Source organism: Bacillus sp. NTK074B (assembly GCF_017303375.1).
In the GTDB taxonomy this organism is placed as follows: Bacteria; Bacillota; Bacilli; order Bacillales; family Bacillaceae_B; genus Rossellomorea.
In genome coordinates, this window is the sequence record NZ_JAFKOH010000002.1 from 138,053 (window position 1) to 161,073 (window position 23,021).

Here is a 23,021-nt window from a genome sequence, read left to right on the forward strand (position 1 = left end):
AAAAATAAGAAGGTTTTGTACATTCGTTCTCCCTCTTATCGTCCAAGTTGACATCAACTTGCTGGAATTAGCACCATACCAAAACTCGCGGCTGGTTGCTGAGGTGTCTTCGGGCCAGTCCCTCTACCTCTCTTGATAAGAAACTATATAATTTTGTGAAACATAACTTTCCCATAATTTATAACAAAGATGAACAAATGTCAATGAGAATTATGAATTATCCGAAAATAAAGTATACGTTGTAATATCACTTTTATTAGCCGCGTTAGATCTGCTCCTCTATACAAACATAGGACCGCCTATCCCCCTCCAAACTTCTCAGGAAGGATGGTTGGATACAAAAACTAAAAAGACCGATATCATTATATTTAATGGAAGATACCTATTTTTCTTTTAATTTCTTTCATAAATGGAATCGTCTTTTCTCTTGCTTTATAGGCTCCTTCTTGTAAAACGGCATCCAGCCTTTTGGGGTTGGCTATTAGTTCATCATATTTGGATCGAGGTTCCTCTATAAATGAATTCATAACTTGGAATAGCTCTTTTTTCGCTTCTCCCCACCCTATTCCGCCTTCAAATTCCCTTTTCATTTCTTCAACTTGAACGGAAGTTGCAAATTCTTTATAAAGGGCAAAAATGACGGAGGAGTCGGGATCCTTTGGCTCCTCAGGGGGTGAAGAATCTGTTTTGATTTTATTGATCAGTTTTTGGAGTTTTTTTGGTTCTTCAAATAATGGGATTGTATTGTTATAGCTTTTACTCATTTTTCGTCCATCAAGTCCCGGTAGAACGGATGTTTCTTCCTGTATGACGTATTCGGGTAGAACAAACGTTTCGCCATACTCCTTATTAAAGTTTTCTGCAATGTCCCTTGCAATTTCAACATGCTGAATTTGATCTTTCCCGACAGGAACCAGTTCTGTTTGGAATAAAAGGATATCCGCCGCCATTAATATTGGATAGGTGAATAAGCCCATGTTGACCCCTGCATCTACTTCCCTCCGGCTGTTTTGATTATCTTCAACCATTGATTTATATGCATGGGCCCGGTTCATTAATCCTTTCGGTGCAAAGCAAGCGAGGACCCAGCTTAATTCAAAAATCTCAGGTACATCAGATTGACGATAAAAAATCGCTCGATCAGGGTCCAAACCCAATGCTAACCAGGATGCCGCCACTCCATAAGATAGTTCTTTCATTTCATTCTGATTATGTATCTTCGTTAATCCATGATAATCCGCAACAAAATAAGCGGTGTTGAAGGATTGATTCTCTGCCAATTGTAATGCCGGTTTAATCGCACCAATATAATTCCCTAAATGGATACGGCCCGTTGGTTTGATACCAGTCAGAACTTGTTTCTTCATCAAAATTCCCTCCGTTCATAATAGAAAAACGCAAAAAGGGCTTCCCATCCTTGAAAAAGGACGAGAAACCCGTGGTGCCACCTTCATTCGTTTACATTCTGTAAACGCGCTTTTCATGTACACAAGTTCAGACTTGTATACATTGTCTCTTTTACCGGTGAGACTTTCCGCCATAACCTACTGTTTTCAGCCTGGTAGCTCCAAAGCCCATTCAACGACCTTCCCACACTGATTTCCACCAGCCATAGCTCTCTGAAGTGTTTCGTTCGTCTACTCTTCTTTATCATTGCATTTCGAGTATTCATTTGTTTCCATTATTTTAATTCATAGGGAAATAATGGTCAAGTGGATGCAAGAACATTTTAGATTTCTCTCGAGGAAAGTGGCAGGAAAAGTTTAATGCCTCTTTTGTTAAAAGGAAGAAATTTCATATCCGCGATCAGGTGACTGGCATATCCGATGACACACGCTTCGAAAACTCCATCTATCATTAAGGAAGACTCCAGATATTGGGCAATCACTCCATAATAGATGATTCCAAGAATTGAGTGGGTATAACTCCTATGTGGAACGAATGAGGCAATGAATATATATATCCCCAACAACCATAACCACGTCTCATTCAACTGCCAACCGCAAGCAGTCACGCCGATCCCACTGATCATCAGCATCCTTCTCTGAGTGATGAAACTGGAAAGAATGAGCATGCCCGCGCCATAACCAATCCCAAGCCACCGTTCTTTCCCGATTCCTTCAAGATAGCTGTACACCATCATTAAAAAACCAATGATTTGTGCCACTGCTCTTATCATTTTGGGTGAAAAAGTAACCTTATTACTAAGCTTTCCATCAATATCCATATCAGGCATGAGTCCGGATACCCCGCCTATTGCCACCAGTGCAGCGGTAATGTCCGGTTCTGACCCAATTGAATTCGCCACCATAAATCCTGTTGCTGCTCCAATTGCCATATGTGCTGTGCCGTTCAAGGGTGTCCTCCTACTCTCTTATCTCTTTATGTATGTACCAGATTACTATAATAGCCTTTATTATCCACGGTGACTATGGGAAAGATGCATTACTTCCTTAAAGTTTCCGTGCTATCCGTCTGATGATTTCTAAAAGGTAGGACCTTTCGTGGGGGACAAAATGGTGGTAACCCACCTTATGACACAACCATTCTTTGCTCCCTTCTTTACTTACAAGGAATCCCTCTATATCGATTTCTTGTTTGATATCTAGAATGAGCGATTGAAAATCTTTCACCGTTGAACGGAAGATACCTGAGACTTCGTCCCGCTGAAGGTGGAATTGTTCATATGGTGTCGGCTTTGTATAGAGAAATACGTTAGAAAACTCCCTGTCTGCCATACCTTCTTGAAAGAGCTCACCTTTTACGATTCCCAGAGGTAGCAGTTCCTCAAACGGTACGGGTATCCCCAGCTCTTCATGGACTTCCCTCACACCGTCTTCAATCTTCTCATGAGCCAGGATATGGCCTGCGGCTGTAATATCCAAAAGACTGGGATAATCTTTTTTATTGTCACTTCTTAATTGAAAATAAATAAATGTTTCTTTCCTGATGTCATCATAATGAGCAAGCCAGCAGTGAAAGGTCTCGTGCCAATACCCCTTTGCATGTACCTCAGAACGGCTTGCAACACCTATCCTCTCACCACTTCCGTTCAAAACGGCCAGTTCTTCGTCCTTCAAGGAATCCCTCCCTCTATCTCCCATCATTTAACCTTTTCCAAATACTCTCTGATCTCCATCAGATCACCTACCACTATGTCAGCTTCAAGCAACTCCTTTTCCTGTGAAAAATCAAAGGCACAACCTACTGAAAGAAAGTGATTCACCTCTGCCCCCTTAAAATCCTGTATTCTGTCTCCAATCACCACTCCGTGTGTGAGGTCATGATCCTCTTTTACTTCCCTTATTAAATCACCTTTATCATCCGAGTCTATATCCTGTAGGCTATAAACGGACGTAATCCATCTGTCCAATCCATAATGCTTCACGATCGTTTGTAAATAATGAGTATAACCATTCCCTGCCACAATGATGGGAAATCCCCTGTCTGCCAAATAGGATAATAATTCCTCTGTGTGCGGGTATAATGATCCACTACCATTTAAAGTATTCAGGATGAGCCTTGATTGAAATCGTTCATTCACTTTTTCTTGTATGTTTATAGGATGGTCAGGTAGCAGTGATTTCCACACAGAAGCAAGTGGTACATCCATGACTTCCTTATATGACACAATGGGTGCTTCCTCCGTCCACACCCCCTCATCTCTAAGTGATTGGAAGGTATCCTGAAGCGCACCTTCAAGTATACGATGTGTTTGAAACAACGTCCCATCCATGTCAAATATCATTGCAGCTTTCATCTATATTCTCCTTTATTGCCTTCAAGCACAATCAGTATGTTTAGTGTTTTAGTCAGAACTGGTCCCTCATATAAGCGAACTCTTATCATTTCCAATTTACGATGATTCAGTATCCATCAGTGTTAATGTTCGATACGATACAATACAAGTCATCGGCAGTTCATTTCCCCCATGGAACACTATCCACATACAAAAAAAGACACTCGAGACCCCTCTTGTGTCCTTTGATTTCATTGTTCTTCCATGTTCTTCAGGATGCGTTGGGCAGGTAAAAAAGGACCGTGAGCATCATGCCGATCACAGAGAAGATTACAATTGTGACGGCCACCGATTTGTGATACTTGGAAACACGCTTCTTCTTCGAAACGTTGAAAAACGTAAATGCCATTAACGAAAGAACAAACAAAGCTATAAACAACAGCTCGCTCATGGACAATCCCTTTCTTTTAGTAAGGTGTGTTTATCTTTACTATATGAGAACACTTTACCATATTTTCTTATTCAACAAAAATTTTATATCTCCGACTGGGCTAAAAATAATAATAGATCCAGTTTGGTGTTTTTTGTAAAATCCTTTCCCATTTTGGTAAATCATCAAAGGCTTTCCTGGTCAATTTTTCACTATCCTGTATATCTTTGTTGATAAGGAATTCCAACTTCGCGGCAATTTTTTCATCTCTAATGATACAATTGCTTTCGTCATTTAAATGAAAGCTCCGGGGATCCCAATTGGCTGTTCCGACGTCAGCCCAGTCATGGTCTATAACCATGACTTTCCCATGGAAGAATCCTTTTTGATACAGATACAGATTCACTCCATCCTCCAAGAGGCTTTTTTCTATCCGATAGCTGGGAGGTTTGGTAAACCAGGCATCGGTATCGTCAGGAACAAGAATATTCACTACGACACCTCTCTTTGCGGCTTTTTCCAATGCGGTAACCAGCTTTTCATTTGGAATGAAGTAGGGAGTTGTAATGGTCACGCTCTCTTTTGCTTCATCGATCCATTCAACGGTTCTCTCAACCAATGGATTTCCTGTAGAGAAAATGAAATGTACATTGCCCTCATTATCATCATCTGAGGAATAATTAGATTGAACACTCTTCATACTGCCTCCACCATCCTCAATCCAATCCCTTTTGAACTGCTTGTTTATCTCTTTCGCGGAAGAGCCTTCCAACCTCAAATGGTAATCCCTCCAGAAGCCAAGCTTTGGATCTTCGCCGAGATATTCATCCCCCATATTGAAGCCTCCAATATAAGCAATTTCTTCATCTATGGAGATGAGCCTGCGATGGTTTCGATGATGAAGGGAATAAAATGCATTCTTAAAGGAAATGGGCCTGCTTTTCAGGACCTTGACCCCACCTTTTTTCAATTTCTTAATGGTATCATCCTTGATATCCGATCCTAGAAAATCGACTGATAGACGAACGTCGACTCCACTTTTGGCCTTATCAACCAATAGGTTAAAAAAGTTATTGGAAACCTTATCATCCCGTATGATAAAAAAATGAATCCAAATGTGTTGATCAGCCTTCTCAATATCCTTAAACAGATTCTTATAGAAACTGCTGCCTGTATTGTAAATATCAATAGAAGCGTTCCCGGAAAGGGTTTCTGTAATCGGGTGGGTTTTCGTATAGTTTATTACACCATGTCTTACATCCCAATGCATGATAAGAATGAATGTCACGAGGATTCCAGCAGTGACCACGATACCTTGCAACCATTTTTTCAACATGAGACCATACCCTTTCCTATTTTTTGTTAGTTTTTGTTTATAGGAAAGGACTATACATGGACAGTGAAAGTTTGTTTATAATGTATACAAAAATAGCGCCACCTTCATGTTGACATTTCATCTGATTACTTTATTGATTTTCAACAATTTATAAAGTAATCGCGCAAGGGTGAAGAGTATGCCTCCAATCCCTGCCCCAAGTGTATTCATGATCCAGTCATCAATATCCGTCGCTCTTCCCAATGGAAGGTAAAATTGAGCAAGTTCAATAACAAATGAAAATATTCCCCCTAAAAAAGTGACCATTATGATCAGTTGTTTAGATTGTCTCATCCACCATGCGAGGAAAAAGGTAAAGGGAATAAACAACAAAATATTGGCAAGGAGATTCCTGATTGGCACATCCAGGTGGTTACGATAGATTAAGTTCAATTTCAAATTGGAGAAGGGATCAAGATTCACGGATCCTTCAGACACACTGCCTCCGGTCAGGGGAGTAAGCGTGATCAAACATATACCTCCTATTGAAAGGCACGTAAATAAAATAGGGAGCAGATTCATCCATCTTCCTTTTCCCTTTCTTCTCTTCCAAAAGGAGATCGCAAAGAAAAGGGTAATCGTCACAATGATCATGATTGGAAGAACCCATCCAAATGCGCCCCATAATTCTTTCATAATTCTTTAGCCTACTTTCCTTTATACTTCTTTTCAACCTTATGAACACTGCTTATCCATTTACGTCTTCCGTCCATGCGGATCGTCAAGCCTTCCTTATCCAGCTTTTCTAAAAGCGGAATCATGTACTTTCTTGATACCCCCAACACTTCCTTTGCTTCTCCAATATGAAATGTATCATTTGTGTGGTGCTTCAATCTCGTAATGGATTCGCTAAAGACTTTTGATGAGTATGCTTTGCGGTCATCCAAAGGTACAATTTTCTTTTCCTGTACAAAAAAATGATAAAAGTCCGAACGCCATTTATGCGGTATTCCCACATGTTCGAAATACTCTTCCATATCTTTCACTTCATTTCCATCATTCTCCATTAATGAGAGAAGCTGTTTGCATCTTTTTTCCCATTCAGGGGGAATGTGAGGTGAAAACCCTTTTAAATAAACGCGTCCACTTTCTTGTATGTACTTTCCATTTTCCAACGTATAATCAATTAAGGATCCAGGGTATTCTTTCAAGTATTGTTTTAATTCCCCGGAATTGATTCCTTTGTACAACGGAAAATCCTTGTGATACTTCGAAACAACCCGGTCAATCATATTCTTACATTCTTCAGCGAACTTACAATGGGTGATTGTTGAATCATGAAGCTCGAACCAATCATCTCCCTTGAGTAGTTCTTCCATAGTCTCTTCTGACAGAGAAGTTTCCTTCAGTAGAAATCCCCTATCTGCAGATTTAAATCGATCAAGGACTTTCAGAATCCGTTCCTCTGAAGTCCCCTCTGTTTGTGCTTCAAGGAGCGCAATCGTTTCTTTACCATACCGATACTTCCCCCCGTTCGGTTGAATCACCCATCCTCCTCCGATGGTTTCAACCGGGGATGGCCGTCTCACAATAAACCGGTCACCCCTCTTTGCCATGATGGGTTCGCTAAGTTGGATTTGACAGAGTATATTACGTGCGCCGCCTATTGCTCTATTCCGATCAAAGAATACGAGTTTCCCCATGACTTCACAAGTCCCTGCATGAACGATGACCTGCATTCTCTGCTTGATATCATATTGAACATTCGTTAAAATTTCAAGGCAAACATCAACGGTTTCAGACACATAAAGATGGGGCGTGGAGACCAATACATTTCCCCGCTTAAGTTTTTTATAGTCCACTCCGGAAAGGTTGACAGCCGTACGTTGACCAGCATACCCCGCTCTTCTCTTATCGTTGTGGACTTGAATTTGTTTCGCCTTCGTATGTATTCCCTGTGGGAGGATCATCAAATCCTGACCCGTTTCCAAGCTGCCTTCATAAATGGTTCCTCTCACCACGGTTCCTTGGCCTTTCACCGTAAAAACCTGATCAACAGGCAGTCTTAATTCACCTGACATACTTCTCGAAGGGAGACTGTTCAAGGAATGAATGATGGCTTCTTTAAGTTCATTCACCCCTTCTCCAGATATGCTATCCACCAAAAAGAACGAGGAGCCATCAAAATCAGTACCTTTTACTTCTTCCATCATTTCTTCAAGTGCCAGGTCCACCATATCCCTTTCAACTCTGGATATTTTCGTCAAGACGACAATGGTCTGCTTAATTCCTAAAAGGGACAAAATATCAAGATGCTCCTTCGTCTGAGGCATCACTCCCTCATCCGCAGCAACAACCAGTATAACCAGGTCGATCCCTGCTACACCTGCAATCATTTGCCTGATGAAGCGCTCATGTCCAGGTACGTCCACAACGGAAATTTCAATGTGATCATTGTTATACAATGGAGCATATCCGGGTTCTATAGAAATATTGCGTTCCTTTTCCTCTTTAAGACGATCGGTATCAACAGATGTAAGTGCTTTTGTAAGAGTCGTTTTTCCATGATCAATGTGCCCGGCCATCCCGATCGTGTAATATCTCTTTTCCATACCCGCCCCTCCTATTCTTTCTTTTTGAACCTGAATATCAGCACTCCCGCCATGACGGCAAAACATACGCCAAATAACAATCCTTTCCACACTTCACCCTCCCAAAAGGATTTTACGACCCAGATGGAAATGAAAAGGGTTATGAATATATCAAAAATGAGGATTCCTCTAGAATATCGAATTTGTTTTCACCTGCAGTCCATATGTTTAAAACTGTACTTCCTTCACTTTATCATATTCCTTCTTCACAGCTCCACCTTGCCGAAATCTAGCCAAGCAATATTCTCCAGCATAACGCCCGTTTTGAACAATGGAGCCATGTTTAAAGCCCTCATTCACAAATCCTAATTTCTCATATAAGGCTTTTGCTCTAGGGTTGTTGTCGATGACAGTTAATTCGATCCTATCGATCATTAACCAATTCTCCGCTAAATCGATCGCATTTTGAATGAGAGCCGTTCCGATTCCCTTTCCGTGGTATTCTTCATCAATGAAAATAAATAGGCTTCCAGTATGTGAACGCCTACCGCTACCCTGGTTCAATCCGCATAGTCCCACTACCTTGCCGTCCACTTCCGCCACGAAGTCATGCTGATTTGCAGAAGGACTCTTTAATCTCTCTTCAAATGTATCTGTCCTTAAACTCGGCAAGGCTATGATGTTTGGTAACACCGCTTTTTGACGCATGATTTCCACTAGTCTTTCAGCATCTTTCACTTTTATCGGTCGAATATTCATTTTGTCCATTCCCCCTACCCTTTTTCATTATTATAAGCGCTGACATCCTGATTTTGGAATGAAAAAACCAAAAAAAGGAGGATCACTGTTTTTCAGTGATTCTCCCTCGGGGAACTATTCTGTTCCTTCTTTAATTAATATTTTCATATCCTGGACAATTTCATCGTAAGGAACATCGCTATTACCGCTGTAGGTTTTTACTACTGTGCCTTCCTGATTCACCAGGTAGAAGCTCGTTCCATGGATCATCTGATCTGAATTGGGGTCGTCCGCTACGATCGAACGAAATGAATGCTCGGCAAGGTCCTTCACTTCATCGAATTTGTAGCCCGTTAGAAGATCCCATTTACTCGTGTCTGCTTCAAAGTTTGATATGTATTCTTTTAACGCGTCTGGTGTATCTTTTTCAGGATCTACACTGAAGGAAACCATTTTGTAATCCTTTACACCTTCTTCTTTTAGCTTCTTCTGCAACTTGGTTAAATTGAACGTCATTGGAGGGCAAACTGTTTCGCAGCTGGTGAAGATGAAATCTGCAATCCAGACCTGTCCTTTTAAATCCTTTAAGCTGACTGATTGATTATTCTGATTCGTATAGGAAAAATCCTTCACTTCATAATCTGTTTCTGCTTGAAAGTCACTATTGCTGCAACCTGCAAGGAGAATCCCGATGATCGTCATCACCACAATGAACGTTTTGGTTTTTGACATCTATATCTCCTCCGACTTTTAACTTTCTCTCCCATTCTATGTTAGTAAAAAGAAGATAAAAAAACAATTCCTACAGGTAAGATTGATTGTCTATTTTGTGAAACCTGATTTCACGGTATTATTTAACGTATATGATACACGCTTCTATCCATCAGGATTCAATCGATAAGCTGTGCGTATTAATCTTCACGTTCCTGCATCTTCTTCTTTGAAAATAAATAATGCAGAGTGAACCCATGAACGACCATAATCGTAAGGAAGGCAAGGAAATAATAGAATACCCCTATCAACCCGTCAGAGAGGTCCTCTGTTATGAGCCACCACACAGACGCAAATAGAAGGAAAAGAAATTGGAGTGCAACCCCTTCTAAAAAAGGTTTCTTATAGGTGTTAAAGTCCAATAATCTCTTCCAGCTCCAACCTATTGCAACGACAGCAGACACGATTAATAACAATATATAAATAATTATTTTCATATTGCTTAATCCCCCTTTCTATTTACATACCTTAATGTTATGCAAACTCATTGGAAAATGAAAGAGAAAAAGGAAAATGATAGTGTTTTTTTCTTCTTCTCTTTCATTATTATTTCGTTTCTTTACTATATCGAGTGCACTGAAAGGTAGGTGCTCTTTTTAAGAACTTTCCATATATTTCATCAATTTACCTCTATTTATGTCAACGATATGTACTTTAAAACCTCTTGCAGGTTATTTCAATGCTATCCCCATATAAAAAGGTCAAGGATATTGATCCTTGACCTTTAAAGGGGTATAAACATTTTAAGCTAAGAATTGAAATTCAGTCCTGCTTCCACTTTGTGAAGATATAACCTCAAGTCGGGCATCGATTCTCTCTTTCAGCTCTGGAACATGCGAAATTAACCCAACCAATCGGCCGCTGCTTTGTATATCCATCAATGCTTCGATTGCATGATCGAGGGATTCAGGATCGAGAGTACCGAAACCCTCATCTATAAACATCGTTTCAAGGGAGACTCCACCGGCATATTGCTGGACAACATCCGCCAGTCCAAGTGCCAATGCCAGGGATGCCTTAAAGCTTTCCCCACCGGATAGCGTCTTAACATGCCTTTCCTGACCTGTATATTGATCAAAAACCAGGAGTTCTAAACCACTCTGCACATTTCCTTTACTTCGATCAGTCTTACGGATCAATTGATAACGGCCAGAAGTCATTTTAAGCAGTCTCTCATTGGCGACGTGAAGGATGTCCTCAAGGAACGACGCCAGGACATATCGTTCAAATGTGATACGGTTGGCATTCTGCCCCCGTGCTACTTCTGCCAGATGTCCGACGGTTTGATATTTAGATTCTAAATGCTTGATCCCTTCGTTAATGGCCGTCACTCTGGTGAGAATGAGTCCATTCTCCTTTTTATCTGTCATGATCTTATTAAGATCATCATTTACGCTCCTGAATTCCTGAGTGATCCCGACTATATTTTCCTCGATTTTCTTTACATCTGGCCGCTCTTTATCTTTTAATAGTAATTCGATATCAGTTAGACGGTCAGAAACCGAGCGTAGATCTTCCCCGAATCTTTTCACTCTGTCTTGCAATTCTTTGATCTCCTTTTCAGGTTTCTTCGCTTCCAGGAAGGCTTTATAATGGGAGAAACCTTGTTCTGTAAGTAGTGCTAGAAAAGTTTCCCTTTCATTCTTCATCTCTTCATCTACTTTATTCATAGTACTCTCTTTGTCTTTGATTTGAGACTCCTTTACACTATCCAGGTTCGTAAACTCATAATACTGCTTTTGAGCGGCTTCAAATGACGCCTTTAAATCTTTCAATCTTTGCTTCTCGCGCTCCAGGACTTTTATAAACTGGGATTTTGTTCTCAGCTCTTTTGGAATGGAGTCCTTTACTTTTTCAAGCGTCGTATTTTTTGTGTGAAACAATGAATTTAGTTCTTGAAGAGTTTCCTGGTTCTTCCCTCTTGCGATTTCAAACTCTTCCAGTTTCCCCCTTCCCTTCCTCACTTCCTCCCTCATGACCTTCATTTTTTCTACTTCTTTTTCTTTTTCGGCAATGGCAGCCTTCAAGAAGTGTATTTCTTCTGTCATCTCAATAAGGGTTTCCTCAACTTCGAAAGGATTAAAGCCTTGTCTCTTTCCCCTTATTTTTTTGACGGTATGATCAATCTGCTCCTGAAGGCTTTGAGTCTTGGTTTCTTCCTGGGCCATGGCCAAACTCAACTTTTTCTCTTCTCTCTCCAACTCCTGGTGCTTTCCTTTAGCCTCTTTTAAATCCTCTTCGGAAGGCAGGGAATCTACCCCGGAGGCAGGATTCGGATGATGCTCTGATCCACACACAGGACAGGGAGTAAGATCTGATAAGCCCCTAGCAAGTGAAGCAGCTTGAGCTGATTTCCACTTTCCTTCTAGAAATCCAAGAGTTTCAGAAGCATCGTGAAGACGGTTCTGAAGTTGACGATATTGTTTTTTTAACGTTTCATCCTGTTTTTTGACACGCTGCAGGTTTTGTTCCATCTTTTGGATGTCCTTGAACTGCTCCAGCAAGGATTGCTTCTCCTGAAGTATTTTCTCAAACTGAAATAAATCTTCCTGACCCGTTTCTCCTTCATTAAGGCGTATTTCCCGTTCCTTGATTCCTTGATGTAAGAACGCAATCTGATCGTTCTGTTTTGCGACAATCTCTTGTTGCCTTTCGTACCTTTCTTTCAATTCCTGCGTTTCTTTTATTAAGCTGTCTAAAGAATCTATATCTTTTTCCATATTTTCAAGCTGGGTGACTTTCTTAGAAGCTTGATCTCTTATATTTTCCTTTTTCGTTTCTTCTTCTAATGTTAATTTAGCTGTCATTCGCTTTTCGGCTAATTCTTGCTTTTCCTGGGATAGCTTGGCTAATTGACTCTTCAGTTCAATAAGATTCCGATTTAGTTTGTGGCAATACTCATCTTGCTGAACCAGACGGGCAGCCCTCTCTGCCAATAGAATCTCTTGATCGATCAATTCAATTTCAGGCATTAATGTTAACAGGGATTCTTTCTGATTCTTAAGTTTTTCTTGAAAATCGTATTGTTCGACCAATCCTTTTGCTTCTGCCAGGTCTTTTTGAAGAACATCTCTTTTCTCCTGAACTTTGGCGTATTGTTGCTTGAGTTCCTTCTCCTTTTTATCCATTATTTGTATTTGAGGGGAGAGAAGTTGAAGTATACGATGATCATTCAAAGGATTCTCTAATAATAGCGATTGAAGCTCTTCATTTCCTTCAAAATGAATTCTTAGCAATTCCCTGGTTCGTTCTTCCACTGAGGTTTCGACGGATTTCTTCAAATCATCGGCTTCTGACTTCAATTTTTCCTGGATGATCTTATAAAGTTCTGTATGAAACAGGCGTTGAAGAATCAGTTCTTTGTCTTTGCTGTCTGATGTGAGAAGCTTTCGAAATTCACCTTGAGGGATCATAAGGATTTGCCTGAATTGGTTGGCGTCCAGCTGAATCAATCCTTTAATCTTCTCATCTACTTCTCTCACATTCGCTGCAAGAATAAGCTCCTTGCCTTCTTCATCATGCACATACAGTTCTGATCTGGCATTGATGGTTGTATATCCCTCACCCCTTGCCTTTTTTTTGTCTTGTTGGGGGGATCGCCAAATACGGTACGTCTTCCCACGTAAACTAAAGAGAAGTTCTATTTCTGTTACAATATCTTCATGAGCAAATTGACTTCTCAGTTCGGTCGGATTGCGGTCTTCCCCACTTGCCTTCCCGTATATCGCATAGGAAATACCATCGAAGATCGTTGTCTTCCCTGAACCTGTTTTACCGGAAATCACGAACATGGTGCGGTTACCCAGCTCGCGAAAGTCAATGGTCTCCCTGCCGGCATAGGGTCCAAATGCTTGCAAAACCAGTTGAAGTGGTTTCATACAAGATCGGCCTCCCTTCTCGCTTTCTCAATCACATTTTCTATGACTTCTTCCTTTTCTTCCGTGAATTCACCTGTGGTCATGTCCTTGTAAAATTCTTTAAACAAGTCCATTTCAGACCGTGTTTTATCCTCTAAAACATCATGAAACGTATGTTTTTGTTTGGCATCTGTCAGATCGCGTTTCCTTTCCAGATGAAGAACGTTTGGGTAGACCTGGCGCAGTTGATTAATCGGATCGATTAACGTGCCCTCATCATGAAGGGTAATTTTCAGATAGTCATCCACTTTCTGAGACTGATAGAAAGATGGGTCCAGCAATTCTTCCATATGTCCTTGCAGTTCCCTCATATCCAATTTGGGCTGAAGCACTTTCTCCCTTAATTGGAAAGTTCCGTCCTTCTCCATATCAACTATGGTGACCGATTTCCTTTGAGAAGCTTCAGAAAACGAATATTTCAAGAGGGAACCTGAATACCGAATCGTATCATGTTTAATGGCATCCGGACTATGCAAATGTCCAAGGGCAGTGTAATGAAAAGGTCGGAACACCTCTGCTCCCACACATCCAGATCCTCCGACAGAAAGCGTGCGTTCAGAATCCGTTGTCTTCCCCCCGAGTACGAAGGCATGACCAACAAAAACATGTGGTTCATCCCGATTCATTTGTTCCTCAATTCTCTTGACAATGGCTTCCATCGCTACATGATGACTATTGATTGAGTCTTCTTCAAGAACTTGTCTGACCGTGCCTGGTTCTGCATAGGGAACACAGTGAAAGTTCACACCTTGGATGTTGATTGGTGTAAAGTCCTTCGTTACCTTCCCCTTTAAATAAAAACGACTATGTTTGTACCATGAAGATCCAAACGATAGCCTTTCTGCACTATCATGATTGCCTGAGACAGCTACAATCGGTGTGTCGAGCTCTACATTTATTCGATACAACACCTCATCTAATAACTCCACTGCTTCTGTGGGTGGAACAGACCGATCATAGAGATCACCTGCAATGACGACTGCATCGGGTTTTTCTTCTTTCACAAGATTTATGAATTCCTCCAATATGTATCGTTGTTCTTCTGTCATATAAATGCCATGCACCAGTTTACCAAGGTGCCAGTCAGCGGTATGAATGAATTTCACTGTTTGATCTCCTCTCCGGCCAATAATGAATCTATCTAAATTATAGCAAACTCCCAGGGTCTCTGTGTATGGGAAAACCCTGATAGAACATTCGTTCCAACCATTACATGTTTTTCTATAAGCACCCTGAAAAAAGAGACCGCAAAAACGGTCCCCTTCCATTATTCTTTGAGTTGCTGAGGTAGTGTTTGAATCGATGTGATGACAGCATCGAGCTTTGTCTCGATTCGATAAAGAAGATACATCGTGACCACAATCGGAAAGCCTACTTCAGATACAAAGGAAATAATCGATTCCATGCTCTCCCCCCTTTCATCCTCTATATAGGTAATTGGAGAAGAAAAGGGTACAAAACCAACAAAGAAAAAGCGAACCCATGACAAATTGGATTCGCTTTTTTAAAAATGGTAGTAACAGATTGTTTGTGAGTAAACCTTTTTGGATTGGTTTTAGCCGTTTATGTCGCTGATTAAGCTTGAGCTTACCAGTCCTGCTTCATCAAGGATCTCTTTAATTTGGTTTTCTGCTTCATTTAATTTTTCATCAGCCGCCGTCAAATCTGCTTCTCCATCCGCAGCGAGTGCTTCAGCTTTCATGTTATATGATTCTGCAAGGGTGGATTTGAATGATTCCAGAGCTTCCTTTTGATCATCCAAGCTTTCAGGAATCTCCATACCTTCTACAGCTTCAGCAGATGCTTTCGCAGATGCTGCAGCAGAGTCTTTCAAAGCAGCCAATTCGTCTCCAGCAGGAGGCTCTTCTCCTGCCATTGCTTCTTCATAGCCATTTAAATCAATATCGACACCATTAACGGTTGTAGTTAAATTTAAGTAGAAATCCATTAGATCACCAGCTACATTCTGGTTTTCTTCCGAACTTGCTGCATCGTCCTTTTTTTCTTTGTCAGAACCGGAATCAGAACATCCAGCCAGTGCCAATGATAATCCCAGACCTAATAACCATACTTTTTTCATACTTGTTTCCCCTCTCTGTCTATATCAATATGTTCAAGTATTAATAGCAAGCAACACCTATCAGGAAATCGCTTACTTTATCTTTCATAAGCCGGCAAAAAGTATCTTATCACGGGAATATTCCAAAGGTAAAGAAATATTTGCAGATTTCACCAAAGTTTAAATCTTATAAATATTTCAAATTAACAGCATACATCCTCTCAACTATTACATACCTGAAACAGGTCATCCACAAGGGCTTTTTGTAAAACAATTGAACAACCTTCCCTTCCATGGTATAACTAAAATATAGGTACATTGTGGGGCTGATTGTTGAGCTGGTGCTTGCCTGAGTCTTCAAAACTTTTGAGAGGCGCGTGCCGTCTCTGCTGGGTTCGATTCCCAGGCAGTCCCGCCATAAAAATTCATACATATACAAAGTAAAGCACCCTTATGTCGATATAAGGGTGCTTAGTTTAATGATTTTGAACTATTTCGCGTTTCTTCCTTTCCGAAGCCCGTACTCCATCAAATAATAAGTGGAATGTTGTCCCTTCACCCTGTTCACTATGTACCCTTATATCCGCTCCGTGATCCCGCAGAATCCTTAGGCATATTGTAAGACCCAGGCCGGTTCCTTTGGTTTTAGTCGTAAAGAAAGGCTCACCGAGTTTATCAATCGTTTCCTTCTTCATTCCGACACCTTCATCTTTAAATGTCAATTGTACTTTATTTTGTACATTGACAGCAGCATGAATGGAGATTGTACCTCCATGTGGCATGGCTTCTATGGCATTTTTAATCAAATTGATGAAGACCTGCTTTAATTGATTTTCATCACCGCGGATAAACATCTCTCTTTCACGGAATTTTGTTTGAATTTCTATATTATATAAAATGGCATTCGTATTCAGTAATTTCGATACATGATCCAGTGTCTCGATGATATTGATTCGCTTGTAGGTGACAGATTGTGGCTTTGCCAGTATCAATAGCTCGCTCAGCACAAGTTCGATCCGTTTGATTTCTGAAAAGACAATCCCTAAGTATTCATTTGTTTTCTCATCGGCGCTGTCTTTCAATAATTGCAGAAATCCATTGATTGAAGTCAGGGGGTTTCGAACTTCATGGGCGATTCCGGCAGCTAATTGCCCTGCTACTGAAAGTTTTTGAGATTCGATAGCCAGGGTTTCATTCATTTCAATCAATTCTTCCTCGTTATGCACTCTTTCCGTAATGTCTGAAATGGTCCCCACTATTCCCGAAAGTTCACCATCCACATTATAGTTTAGCTTGATATTGACTTCACCCCATCTGAACTCACCATCCCTTTTATGATATGAGAAATCCATCTTGGTCTTATCCTTTTTCAAACTGATGCTTTGTCTTACCAGTCGGAGAATTTCGTGGCGTTCGGTGAGGGAGATAAAATGAAGGGCATTCTTGTGAAGGCTTTCTTTGATCGAATATCCCGTGAATTCTTCCCATGAGTGATTGAGGAATTGAAACTCCCCTTTGGCATTCGTATGAAATACCACTTCATCAATGCTTTGGAGGACATGCTGCATTTCTTCATTGAGGATCCTCACTCTCTCTTCACTTTCTTTTAAGGAGGTCAATGTCTTCTGGCTGACGTCATAACTTTTACCCATATAGTAGCTGACAAAGAGGATCAATATAGTAAAAACCATATCTACTTTCAAATCAACGGGGTAATGAAGAACAAAATAATAAATAAAATCCCACGTGATGACCAATAAAAGTCCAGTGAGTATTGATATGATCCTACCCCTGTATATCATCTTACGAGCCTCCTGTCTGTACTATCTTTAGAATCTATCGAAATAGAAAGAATTTTCACGATATTTGCTATTTATTAGTATATCATTTCTAATTAAGAACAGTATAGACTTCTTTTATAAAAACCATGATAATCTTGTCACGGGCAATCTCGTTGTCTATAATTGAATACGATACGCTGTATACTGAGGTGAAAACATGCTGGAAGGTTGGTTTTTATATTTCATCCTTTTTTGGGTGGTTTTTTTAGTGGCTTCTTTCGCTATAGGCGGGTTTTTTATGTTCAGGAAATTCTTAAAGAGGTTTCCAAAAGAAGATGGAAAGTCTGATTTGGATTGGGAAGAACATTATGTGAATGAAACCATTCATTTATGGGGAGACGATGAAAAGAAAATGCTTAATGAGCTTGTGACCCCGGTTCCTGAATTATTCAGGGATGTTGCGAAACAAAAAATCGCAGGGAAGATTGGTGAACTGGCATTAAAAGAAAGGGCCGGTGCCATTACTCAAGAACTGGTCATTAAAGGATACATTTTAGCGACCCCGAAACGAGATCATAAGTTTCTAAGGAAAAAACTTGAAGAGATGCACATAGAAGTTACTCCTTATGAACATTTATTCTAACAAACAGGCAGGGAACAACATGGGACCGATACTTGTAATCCCAATTGTGTTATATTTAATTTTTATTGTCGGTGCGGCTTTTCTCTATGTAAGGTCGAAGAAATCCAAAAGAGGTAAACGTTAATCGTTTACCTCTTTTTATGCGTTCAATCGATGGGATCTTCTGCTTTGCCGAAGCGAACTACATCAAGGATCGCTTGGCCATCACTCGGTTTACCTTCCCCATTTCTGAAAGGGAATAGTGAAAAGAATATAAAGTAAACAGAAAAATAGACAAATTGATAGAAAAAGATGTGAACGGGTATGACCCCTGCATATATGAGGAAGTTGATCAATAAAATGGCGAGTAAATTAAATAAACTACCTGCCATATAAATTAGCACATGTACCCACACTTTATCATACTTTAAATCTCTATATTGGCACCATCCTTCCATAAAGTACATCCTTTTGACTTCCAATGGTCCAATTTTCATTAAATGTTTTCCTGTTCCAATCGCAAACTTGATCTTTGCCCCGAATAATCGTGCGACGATAATATGACCTGCTTCATGTACAATGGTTACCAATGGCAATGTAAGAAAGAATGCCAGGAAAAATGTCCATATGTCTGCTAACGTAAACAACCTTAACCCCACCAATAACTCTTAAAATTTTAATCTTTCCTTACTATTGCCCTTTAAGATTCAGAAGTAAGCATATTTATCACTATTGTAATAAAATCGTAATCTCTTGGTTTTCTCCTTTTCATGTTTTGTCAACGAGTTTGTACTATAGGGTGAGCCCGTAAGAGTCAACTCACGCCCCACGGAAAAGCAGAAACTAACTTTGGGGATAGAGCCAAAAACAAAAAAAGGCAGGTGGCGTCCACCTGCTCATTTTATGTTGTATTATATTGAATTGGTCGTAAGATCCTGATTTTCCTGGTGGAGCTTTTTATATTGAAAATACATGGTTATTCTCCATGGAACGATCATCCCAAAAGCAAGTATCCAGAACATTCCGCTCAGCTCGCCGTAATCAATGGAAGTACTGAGTATGGACTTTGCAACAATACGGATTAACAGAAGGCCGATCAAAATGAATGCAAACGCTTTGGAGCGTTTCAGATAAATATCATTCTCACGTATTTCAAACTTAGATGTCTTGATTAATAATAGGGAAAATACCATACCGACCGTAATGGCCTCTAAGAATTCACTTATACTGACACGAAAGACAGGGAATAAAAACATCAATGCACCAGTACTCATAAAGAGTGGTGGTAAGATAATCTTTTTACCGCTTACAGGTCTTTTCTGTGCTTTCATCCGAATAAAAATCACCATAAATCCCATACAAATCGCTACAATGGATGAAGCAATCATCATATAGCATCATCATCCTTTTATAATCTACTTTAAAGTACCTTTCCTTATTATAGCTTAATTTAAGAAAAAACAAAAACACAAAAAAAAGAGAGAATGAATAGAAACTTCAATCTCTCCTTTGATTTATGATCCCAACACCCTTTTAATGGCTTCATCTACACGAACTTCGTCAAATGGTTTAACAACAAAGTCCTTGGCTCCTGCTTCAATGGCTTCCACTACAACCTTTTGCTGTCCCATTGCAGAACACATGATCACCTTTGCTTGAGGAAACTCTTCCAGAATCTCCTTAACCGCTTCAATCCCATTCATCTCAGGCATGGTGATATCCATCGTTACCAGATCTGGCTGAAGCTCACGATACTTCTCGACGGCAATAAGTCCATTCTCAGCTTCCCCAACTACTTCGTGTCCGCTGGATGCAAGCATGTTTCCAAGAGTCAATCTCATAAATTTCGCATCATCCACTACAAGTATCGTTGCCACAGATGTTTCCTCCTCGTATACTCTATCGATGTCCATTGTGTGAAATTACCTGAATAATCCATTTAAACTATACCATAAAACGTAAAGATGATTCAATTTATTCTATACATCTTCCTCTTAAAATCCGAATTAAAACCCTTGAAATCCACCAAATATCGTCGTAAAGTATGCAAGAATGACCGTCATCCAATCAAAGAATAACATGATTCCTACAACAATCATGACGTATCCCCCTATTTTCACGATCTTCCCACTGTTCTTCCTGATCCATTGCATCTTTCCGACAAAAAATGACAGAATGAAGAAAGGGATGGCAAACCCTAATACGTACGCTGTCATATACATGACGCCTGAACCCGGATTAGTTGCCGCCAGTGCCAGTACCGAAGCAAGGATCGGGCCTGTGCAGGGAGTCCATCCGGCAGCGAAAGCCATACCGATCAGAATGGAACCAATGAATCCTGCTGGCCTATTCTTAAATTCAAATCTGCGGTCCTTCATCAAAGATTCAGGTGTAAAGACGCCGATGACGACTAAACCAAATATAACGATAAAAATGGCCCCAAGCTGTCGAATCAGGTCTTTATAGTTTAAAAAGAAGTTCCCAATAAATGTTGCCCCAAATCCTATGGCGATAAAAATGGCAGAAAAACCGATCAAGAAAAATAACGTGTGTAATAAACTTCTTCTTTGAAGCATGGCATTATCCGTTTTCAGTTCATTGACACTCATCCCGGTTATGTATGATAGAAAAGCGGGATATAAGGGTAAGCAGCATGGGGATATGAAGCTTAAGAATCCTGCCCCGAATGCTAAGAAAATATTAATGTCAGACATTTTTACATCTCCTACAATTCAGTATATATATCTATTCTATCAAACAATGCCCTGAACTATGAGGGATGTTTGTGTGAAAGATTTGTGACCATTTGATTACAATTCCCTATAACTCTTTCATTTGTATTAAAGTCTCTTTTCTTTTTTTAAAACCGCTAATTTTACTTTGAAAAAAAGTGCTCTTTTCGTTATACTAATAAAAAGTTACAGTTATTACTAGTTTTGTATTCCTCTTGTCAGGACATACAAAAGAAAGGAAACAGCCGTGTCTAAAAAAGAGCTTCTCGAACGAATTGAAAAAAAGCGTTCTCAATTAATTGATATTGTTGCTGAAAATGGACTCACCTCACCTCAAGCTATTCAATTTAGTCAGGAACTTGATCGTCTGTTAAATAGCTACAACTCTCAATACATAAAAAAATGCTGCACCCCCCAAATGAGCTAAACAATTTTTCATATAAATGGATGATTTTCTATTTAAATATAATAAGGGAGACTCCTATATATACGGAGTCTCTTTGTTTACCCATATCCTTTTAATCCCCGGACACGGCATCTTTCTTCCTATGAGTCAAACCGTTTTGAAGGAGATACATTTTATGATAGATCCCTTTTTGAAGGAGAAGTTCCTGATGACTCCCGCGCTCTACAATTTCTCCCTGATGTAATACAAGGATAAGATCCGCATCCTGGATGGTCGATAACCTGTGAGCAATGGCGATGGTCGTTCTCCCTTTTCTCATCTTGGTCAGGGCACTTTGGATTGCTTCTTCCGTTTCTGTATCAATATTAGCTGTGGCTTCATCAAGTAAAAGTATTTTAGGACTGGTCGCCATTGTACGGGCAAACGCAATCAATTGCCGTTGACCACTCGAAAGTGTAGAACCCCTTTCAACAACAGGATGATGGTACCCTTCAGGAAGCTTCTCGATAAAGGCATTCGCCTGAACGAATTCAGCTGCCTCTTCAACCTGTTTGTCAGACATGTTGGTGTGATGCAGCTTGATATTATCCCTTATGTTCCCATAAAAGAGGAAAGGATCCTGAAGGACCAGCCCCATTTTATTACGAAGTTCGACCATCGGGTAGGACTTAATGCTCCTGCCATCAATTAGAATGGTACCCCGGTTGAATTCATAGAATCTCATAAGCAGATTAATGATGGAGCTCTTACCGCTTCCTGAATGACCTACAAGGGCTACCGTTTCACCGGGTCTTGCTATGAATGATATATCTTTTAGAACATCCATTTCTCCCTCATAGGAGAATGAAACATTGGCAAATATAATCTCCCCTTTGCTGATCGTTTCATTCCTTCCGTTCTGTATGGTCTGCCCAGGCGATTCCTGGGCTTCATCCAACAAGTTGAAAACACGTGAAGAGGCAATGATGGCCTGTTGGAACATGGATAATCTCATCATGATTTGATTTACTGGTTCAAAAAAACGATCCAGATAATTCACAAACGCATAAAGGACACCTATTTCAATCGGGGAAACAAATGATGTTATACCAAAATAAGTTAAAACTGCTATTAAGGCTGCGACATACACAAGATCGATGGCAGGCCTTAATAATAATCCGTCCACCTTAATATTTTTCATTCCTGCCAGATAGTGTTTCTCGTTTATATCCCCGAACTCTTCCCTCAGTCTTTTTTCCTGCCGAAATACTTGAATGATCGCCATACCCTGTAATGATTCACTGAGCTTTGAATTAAGCTGACTCAATCTCTCCCGCATCTCCTTATAGAAAATGGAGCAGTATGTGCGATACAATTTCATAATCATAATGATAACCGGTAGTATAAATAGACATAAGAATGCCAAACGATGGTTAAGGACAAACATAGCAATGAAAATACCTGTTAGAAGGAAAGCTCCTTGAATGAACGATACAAGGACACTCACGAACATATCCTTGATTGCTTCTGTATCGTTCGTTACACGGGAGACAATGCTTCCTGTCGGCGTATGATCAAAGTACTTCATTCCAAGGCCCTGAACTTTGGTAAAGACATCCACCCTCATTTGCTGGATAATCTGCAGGGCAATTTGCTGAAATGTTAACAACTGAAAGTATGAAATCAATACATTCCCAACCTGAATAAATAAATATGCTGCGGCTAATCCTGTGAGCGGGCCGTATGGGAAGACCCTGGGAGTCAAATAATCATCAATGAAAATTTTGATGATGATCGGACCATAAACATCTCCGATGGTGGTCAAAAGCAATAATGAAAATGCCACCACTATCATCTTTTTGTGGGGCTTTGTATACCTCATGAGGCGGTAAAAGATTTTCCTCTGTTCTTTCGGTGTCATCGTCTGTATCCCATTCATCG

The 23,021-nt window shown here is 40.1% G+C and carries 23 protein-coding genes, 1 tRNA gene, 1 riboswitch and 1 other annotated feature; of the genes, 3 read left to right on the top strand and 21 right to left on the bottom strand.

Translation table 11 applies throughout. From position 1 onward, the window contains the following. Positions 1 to 32: 32 nt before the first annotated feature. Positions 33 to 142: riboswitch (SAM riboswitch) on the bottom strand. Between the two features lie 226 nt (positions 143 to 368). The 15 genes from JI667_RS04070 to JI667_RS04140 all read right to left on the bottom strand — a co-directional run bounded on the left by JI667_RS04070 (position 369) and on the right by JI667_RS04140 (position 15,581). Then, complete coding sequence (locus JI667_RS04070; protein ID WP_206850819.1) at positions 369 to 1,367, bottom strand: tryptophan--tRNA ligase; 999 nt, start codon at positions 1,365 to 1,367, stop codon at positions 369 to 371. Between the two features lie 53 nt (positions 1,368 to 1,420). Beyond that, positions 1,421 to 1,663, bottom strand: a binding site (T-box leader). 66 nt (positions 1,664 to 1,729) lie between these two features. Continuing rightward, entirely contained in the window at positions 1,730 to 2,356 is a 627-nt protein-coding gene (locus JI667_RS04075; protein WP_206850820.1) for a metal-dependent hydrolase, read from the bottom strand. A gap of 97 nt (positions 2,357 to 2,453) precedes the next feature. Continuing rightward, positions 2,454 to 3,080, bottom strand: coding sequence for an NUDIX hydrolase (locus JI667_RS04080; protein ID WP_244668196.1), 627 nt, complete (start codon positions 3,078 to 3,080; stop codon positions 2,454 to 2,456). A gap of 23 nt (positions 3,081 to 3,103) precedes the next feature. After that, positions 3,104 to 3,760: an HAD family hydrolase gene (locus JI667_RS04085; RefSeq protein ID WP_206850821.1), complete on the bottom strand. Its 657-nt coding sequence runs from the start codon at positions 3,758 to 3,760 to the stop codon at positions 3,104 to 3,106. A 250-nt stretch (positions 3,761 to 4,010) separates the two neighbouring features. Continuing rightward, positions 4,011 to 4,190, bottom strand: a complete 180-nt coding sequence (locus JI667_RS04090) for a hypothetical protein (RefSeq protein ID WP_206850822.1) — start codon at positions 4,188 to 4,190, stop codon at positions 4,011 to 4,013. 100 nt (positions 4,191 to 4,290) lie between these two features. After that, entirely contained in the window at positions 4,291 to 5,505 is a 1,215-nt protein-coding gene (locus tag JI667_RS04095) for a phospholipase D-like domain-containing protein (protein ID WP_206850823.1), read from the bottom strand. Between the two features lie 117 nt (positions 5,506 to 5,622). Next, the gene (locus JI667_RS04100; RefSeq protein ID WP_206850824.1) at positions 5,623 to 6,180 is read right to left on the bottom strand and encodes a VanZ family protein; all 558 of its coding nucleotides are present in this window, start codon (positions 6,178 to 6,180) and stop codon (positions 5,623 to 5,625) included. A gap of 11 nt (positions 6,181 to 6,191) precedes the next feature. Next, positions 6,192 to 8,096 carry a selenocysteine-specific translation elongation factor gene (gene selB, locus JI667_RS04105; protein ID WP_206850825.1) on the bottom strand — a complete coding sequence of 635 codons (1,905 nt, stop codon included), beginning with the start codon at positions 8,094 to 8,096 and terminating at the stop codon, positions 6,192 to 6,194. A gap of 207 nt (positions 8,097 to 8,303) precedes the next feature. Continuing rightward, positions 8,304 to 8,834 (bottom strand): GNAT family N-acetyltransferase, encoded by a 531-nt coding sequence (locus JI667_RS04110; protein ID WP_206850826.1) that lies wholly within the window; start codon positions 8,832 to 8,834, stop codon positions 8,304 to 8,306. 114 nt (positions 8,835 to 8,948) lie between these two features. Beyond that, on the bottom strand, positions 8,949 to 9,545 hold the full coding sequence (locus tag JI667_RS04115; RefSeq protein WP_206850827.1) for an SCO family protein: 597 nt from the start codon (positions 9,543 to 9,545) through the stop codon (positions 8,949 to 8,951). A gap of 179 nt (positions 9,546 to 9,724) precedes the next feature. Then, complete coding sequence (locus JI667_RS04120) at positions 9,725 to 10,021, bottom strand: hypothetical protein (protein WP_206850828.1); 297 nt, start codon at positions 10,019 to 10,021, stop codon at positions 9,725 to 9,727. 306 nt (positions 10,022 to 10,327) lie between these two features. Next, positions 10,328 to 13,462: an SbcC/MukB-like Walker B domain-containing protein gene (locus JI667_RS04125; RefSeq protein WP_206850829.1), complete on the bottom strand. Its 3,135-nt coding sequence runs from the start codon at positions 13,460 to 13,462 to the stop codon at positions 10,328 to 10,330. Further along, positions 13,459 to 14,607: an exonuclease SbcCD subunit D gene (locus JI667_RS04130; RefSeq protein ID WP_206850830.1), complete on the bottom strand. Its 1,149-nt coding sequence runs from the start codon at positions 14,605 to 14,607 to the stop codon at positions 13,459 to 13,461. The genes JI667_RS04125 and JI667_RS04130 overlap by 4 nt, the downstream gene beginning before the upstream one ends. A gap of 161 nt (positions 14,608 to 14,768) precedes the next feature. Beyond that, on the bottom strand, positions 14,769 to 14,906 hold the full coding sequence (locus JI667_RS04135; RefSeq protein WP_201713932.1) for a YvrJ family protein: 138 nt from the start codon (positions 14,904 to 14,906) through the stop codon (positions 14,769 to 14,771). Positions 14,907 to 15,056: 150 nt separating this feature from the next. After that, entirely contained in the window at positions 15,057 to 15,581 is a 525-nt protein-coding gene (locus JI667_RS04140; protein ID WP_206850831.1) for a hypothetical protein, read from the bottom strand. 301 nt (positions 15,582 to 15,882) lie between these two features. On the opposite strand from JI667_RS04140, the gene JI667_RS04145 reads away from it, so the two are divergent. Further along, a tRNA-Sec gene (locus JI667_RS04145) sits at positions 15,883 to 15,978 on the top strand. A gap of 58 nt (positions 15,979 to 16,036) precedes the next feature. Here JI667_RS04145 and JI667_RS04150 read toward each other — a convergent pair. After that, the gene (locus JI667_RS04150) at positions 16,037 to 17,362 is read right to left on the bottom strand and encodes an ATP-binding protein (protein WP_206850832.1); all 1,326 of its coding nucleotides are present in this window, start codon (positions 17,360 to 17,362) and stop codon (positions 16,037 to 16,039) included. Positions 17,363 to 17,558: 196 nt separating this feature from the next. On the opposite strand from JI667_RS04150, the gene JI667_RS04155 reads away from it, so the two are divergent. Continuing rightward, a complete protein-coding gene (locus JI667_RS04155; protein ID WP_206850833.1) occupies positions 17,559 to 17,984 on the top strand; it encodes a DUF2621 domain-containing protein in 426 nt (141 codons plus the stop codon). Positions 17,985 to 18,130: 146 nt separating this feature from the next. Here JI667_RS04155 and JI667_RS04160 read toward each other — a convergent pair whose 3' ends face one another. From JI667_RS04160 to JI667_RS04175, 4 genes are all read right to left on the bottom strand, one after another. Then, positions 18,131 to 18,610 (bottom strand): site-2 protease family protein, encoded by a 480-nt coding sequence (locus JI667_RS04160; RefSeq protein ID WP_206850834.1) that lies wholly within the window; start codon positions 18,608 to 18,610, stop codon positions 18,131 to 18,133. 264 nt (positions 18,611 to 18,874) lie between these two features. Further along, entirely contained in the window at positions 18,875 to 19,354 is a 480-nt protein-coding gene (locus JI667_RS04165; RefSeq protein ID WP_206850835.1) for a CcdC family protein, read from the bottom strand. A 123-nt stretch (positions 19,355 to 19,477) separates the two neighbouring features. Then, positions 19,478 to 19,840, bottom strand: a complete 363-nt coding sequence (locus tag JI667_RS04170; protein WP_206850836.1) for a response regulator — start codon at positions 19,838 to 19,840, stop codon at positions 19,478 to 19,480. A 129-nt stretch (positions 19,841 to 19,969) separates the two neighbouring features. Further along, positions 19,970 to 20,677 carry a cytochrome c biogenesis CcdA family protein gene (locus JI667_RS04175; RefSeq protein ID WP_206850837.1) on the bottom strand — a complete coding sequence of 236 codons (708 nt, stop codon included), beginning with the start codon at positions 20,675 to 20,677 and terminating at the stop codon, positions 19,970 to 19,972. A 265-nt stretch (positions 20,678 to 20,942) separates the two neighbouring features. Between JI667_RS04175 and JI667_RS04180 the strand changes: the two genes are divergently transcribed. Next, positions 20,943 to 21,122 carry a Spo0E family sporulation regulatory protein-aspartic acid phosphatase gene (locus JI667_RS04180; protein ID WP_206850838.1) on the top strand — a complete coding sequence of 60 codons (180 nt, stop codon included), beginning with the start codon at positions 20,943 to 20,945 and terminating at the stop codon, positions 21,120 to 21,122. Positions 21,123 to 21,213: 91 nt separating this feature from the next. Here JI667_RS04180 and JI667_RS04185 read toward each other — a convergent pair whose 3' ends face one another. Continuing rightward, positions 21,214 to 23,019, bottom strand: coding sequence for an ABC transporter ATP-binding protein (locus JI667_RS04185; protein WP_206850839.1), 1,806 nt, complete (start codon positions 23,017 to 23,019; stop codon positions 21,214 to 21,216). Positions 23,020 to 23,021: the final 2 nt, after the last annotated feature.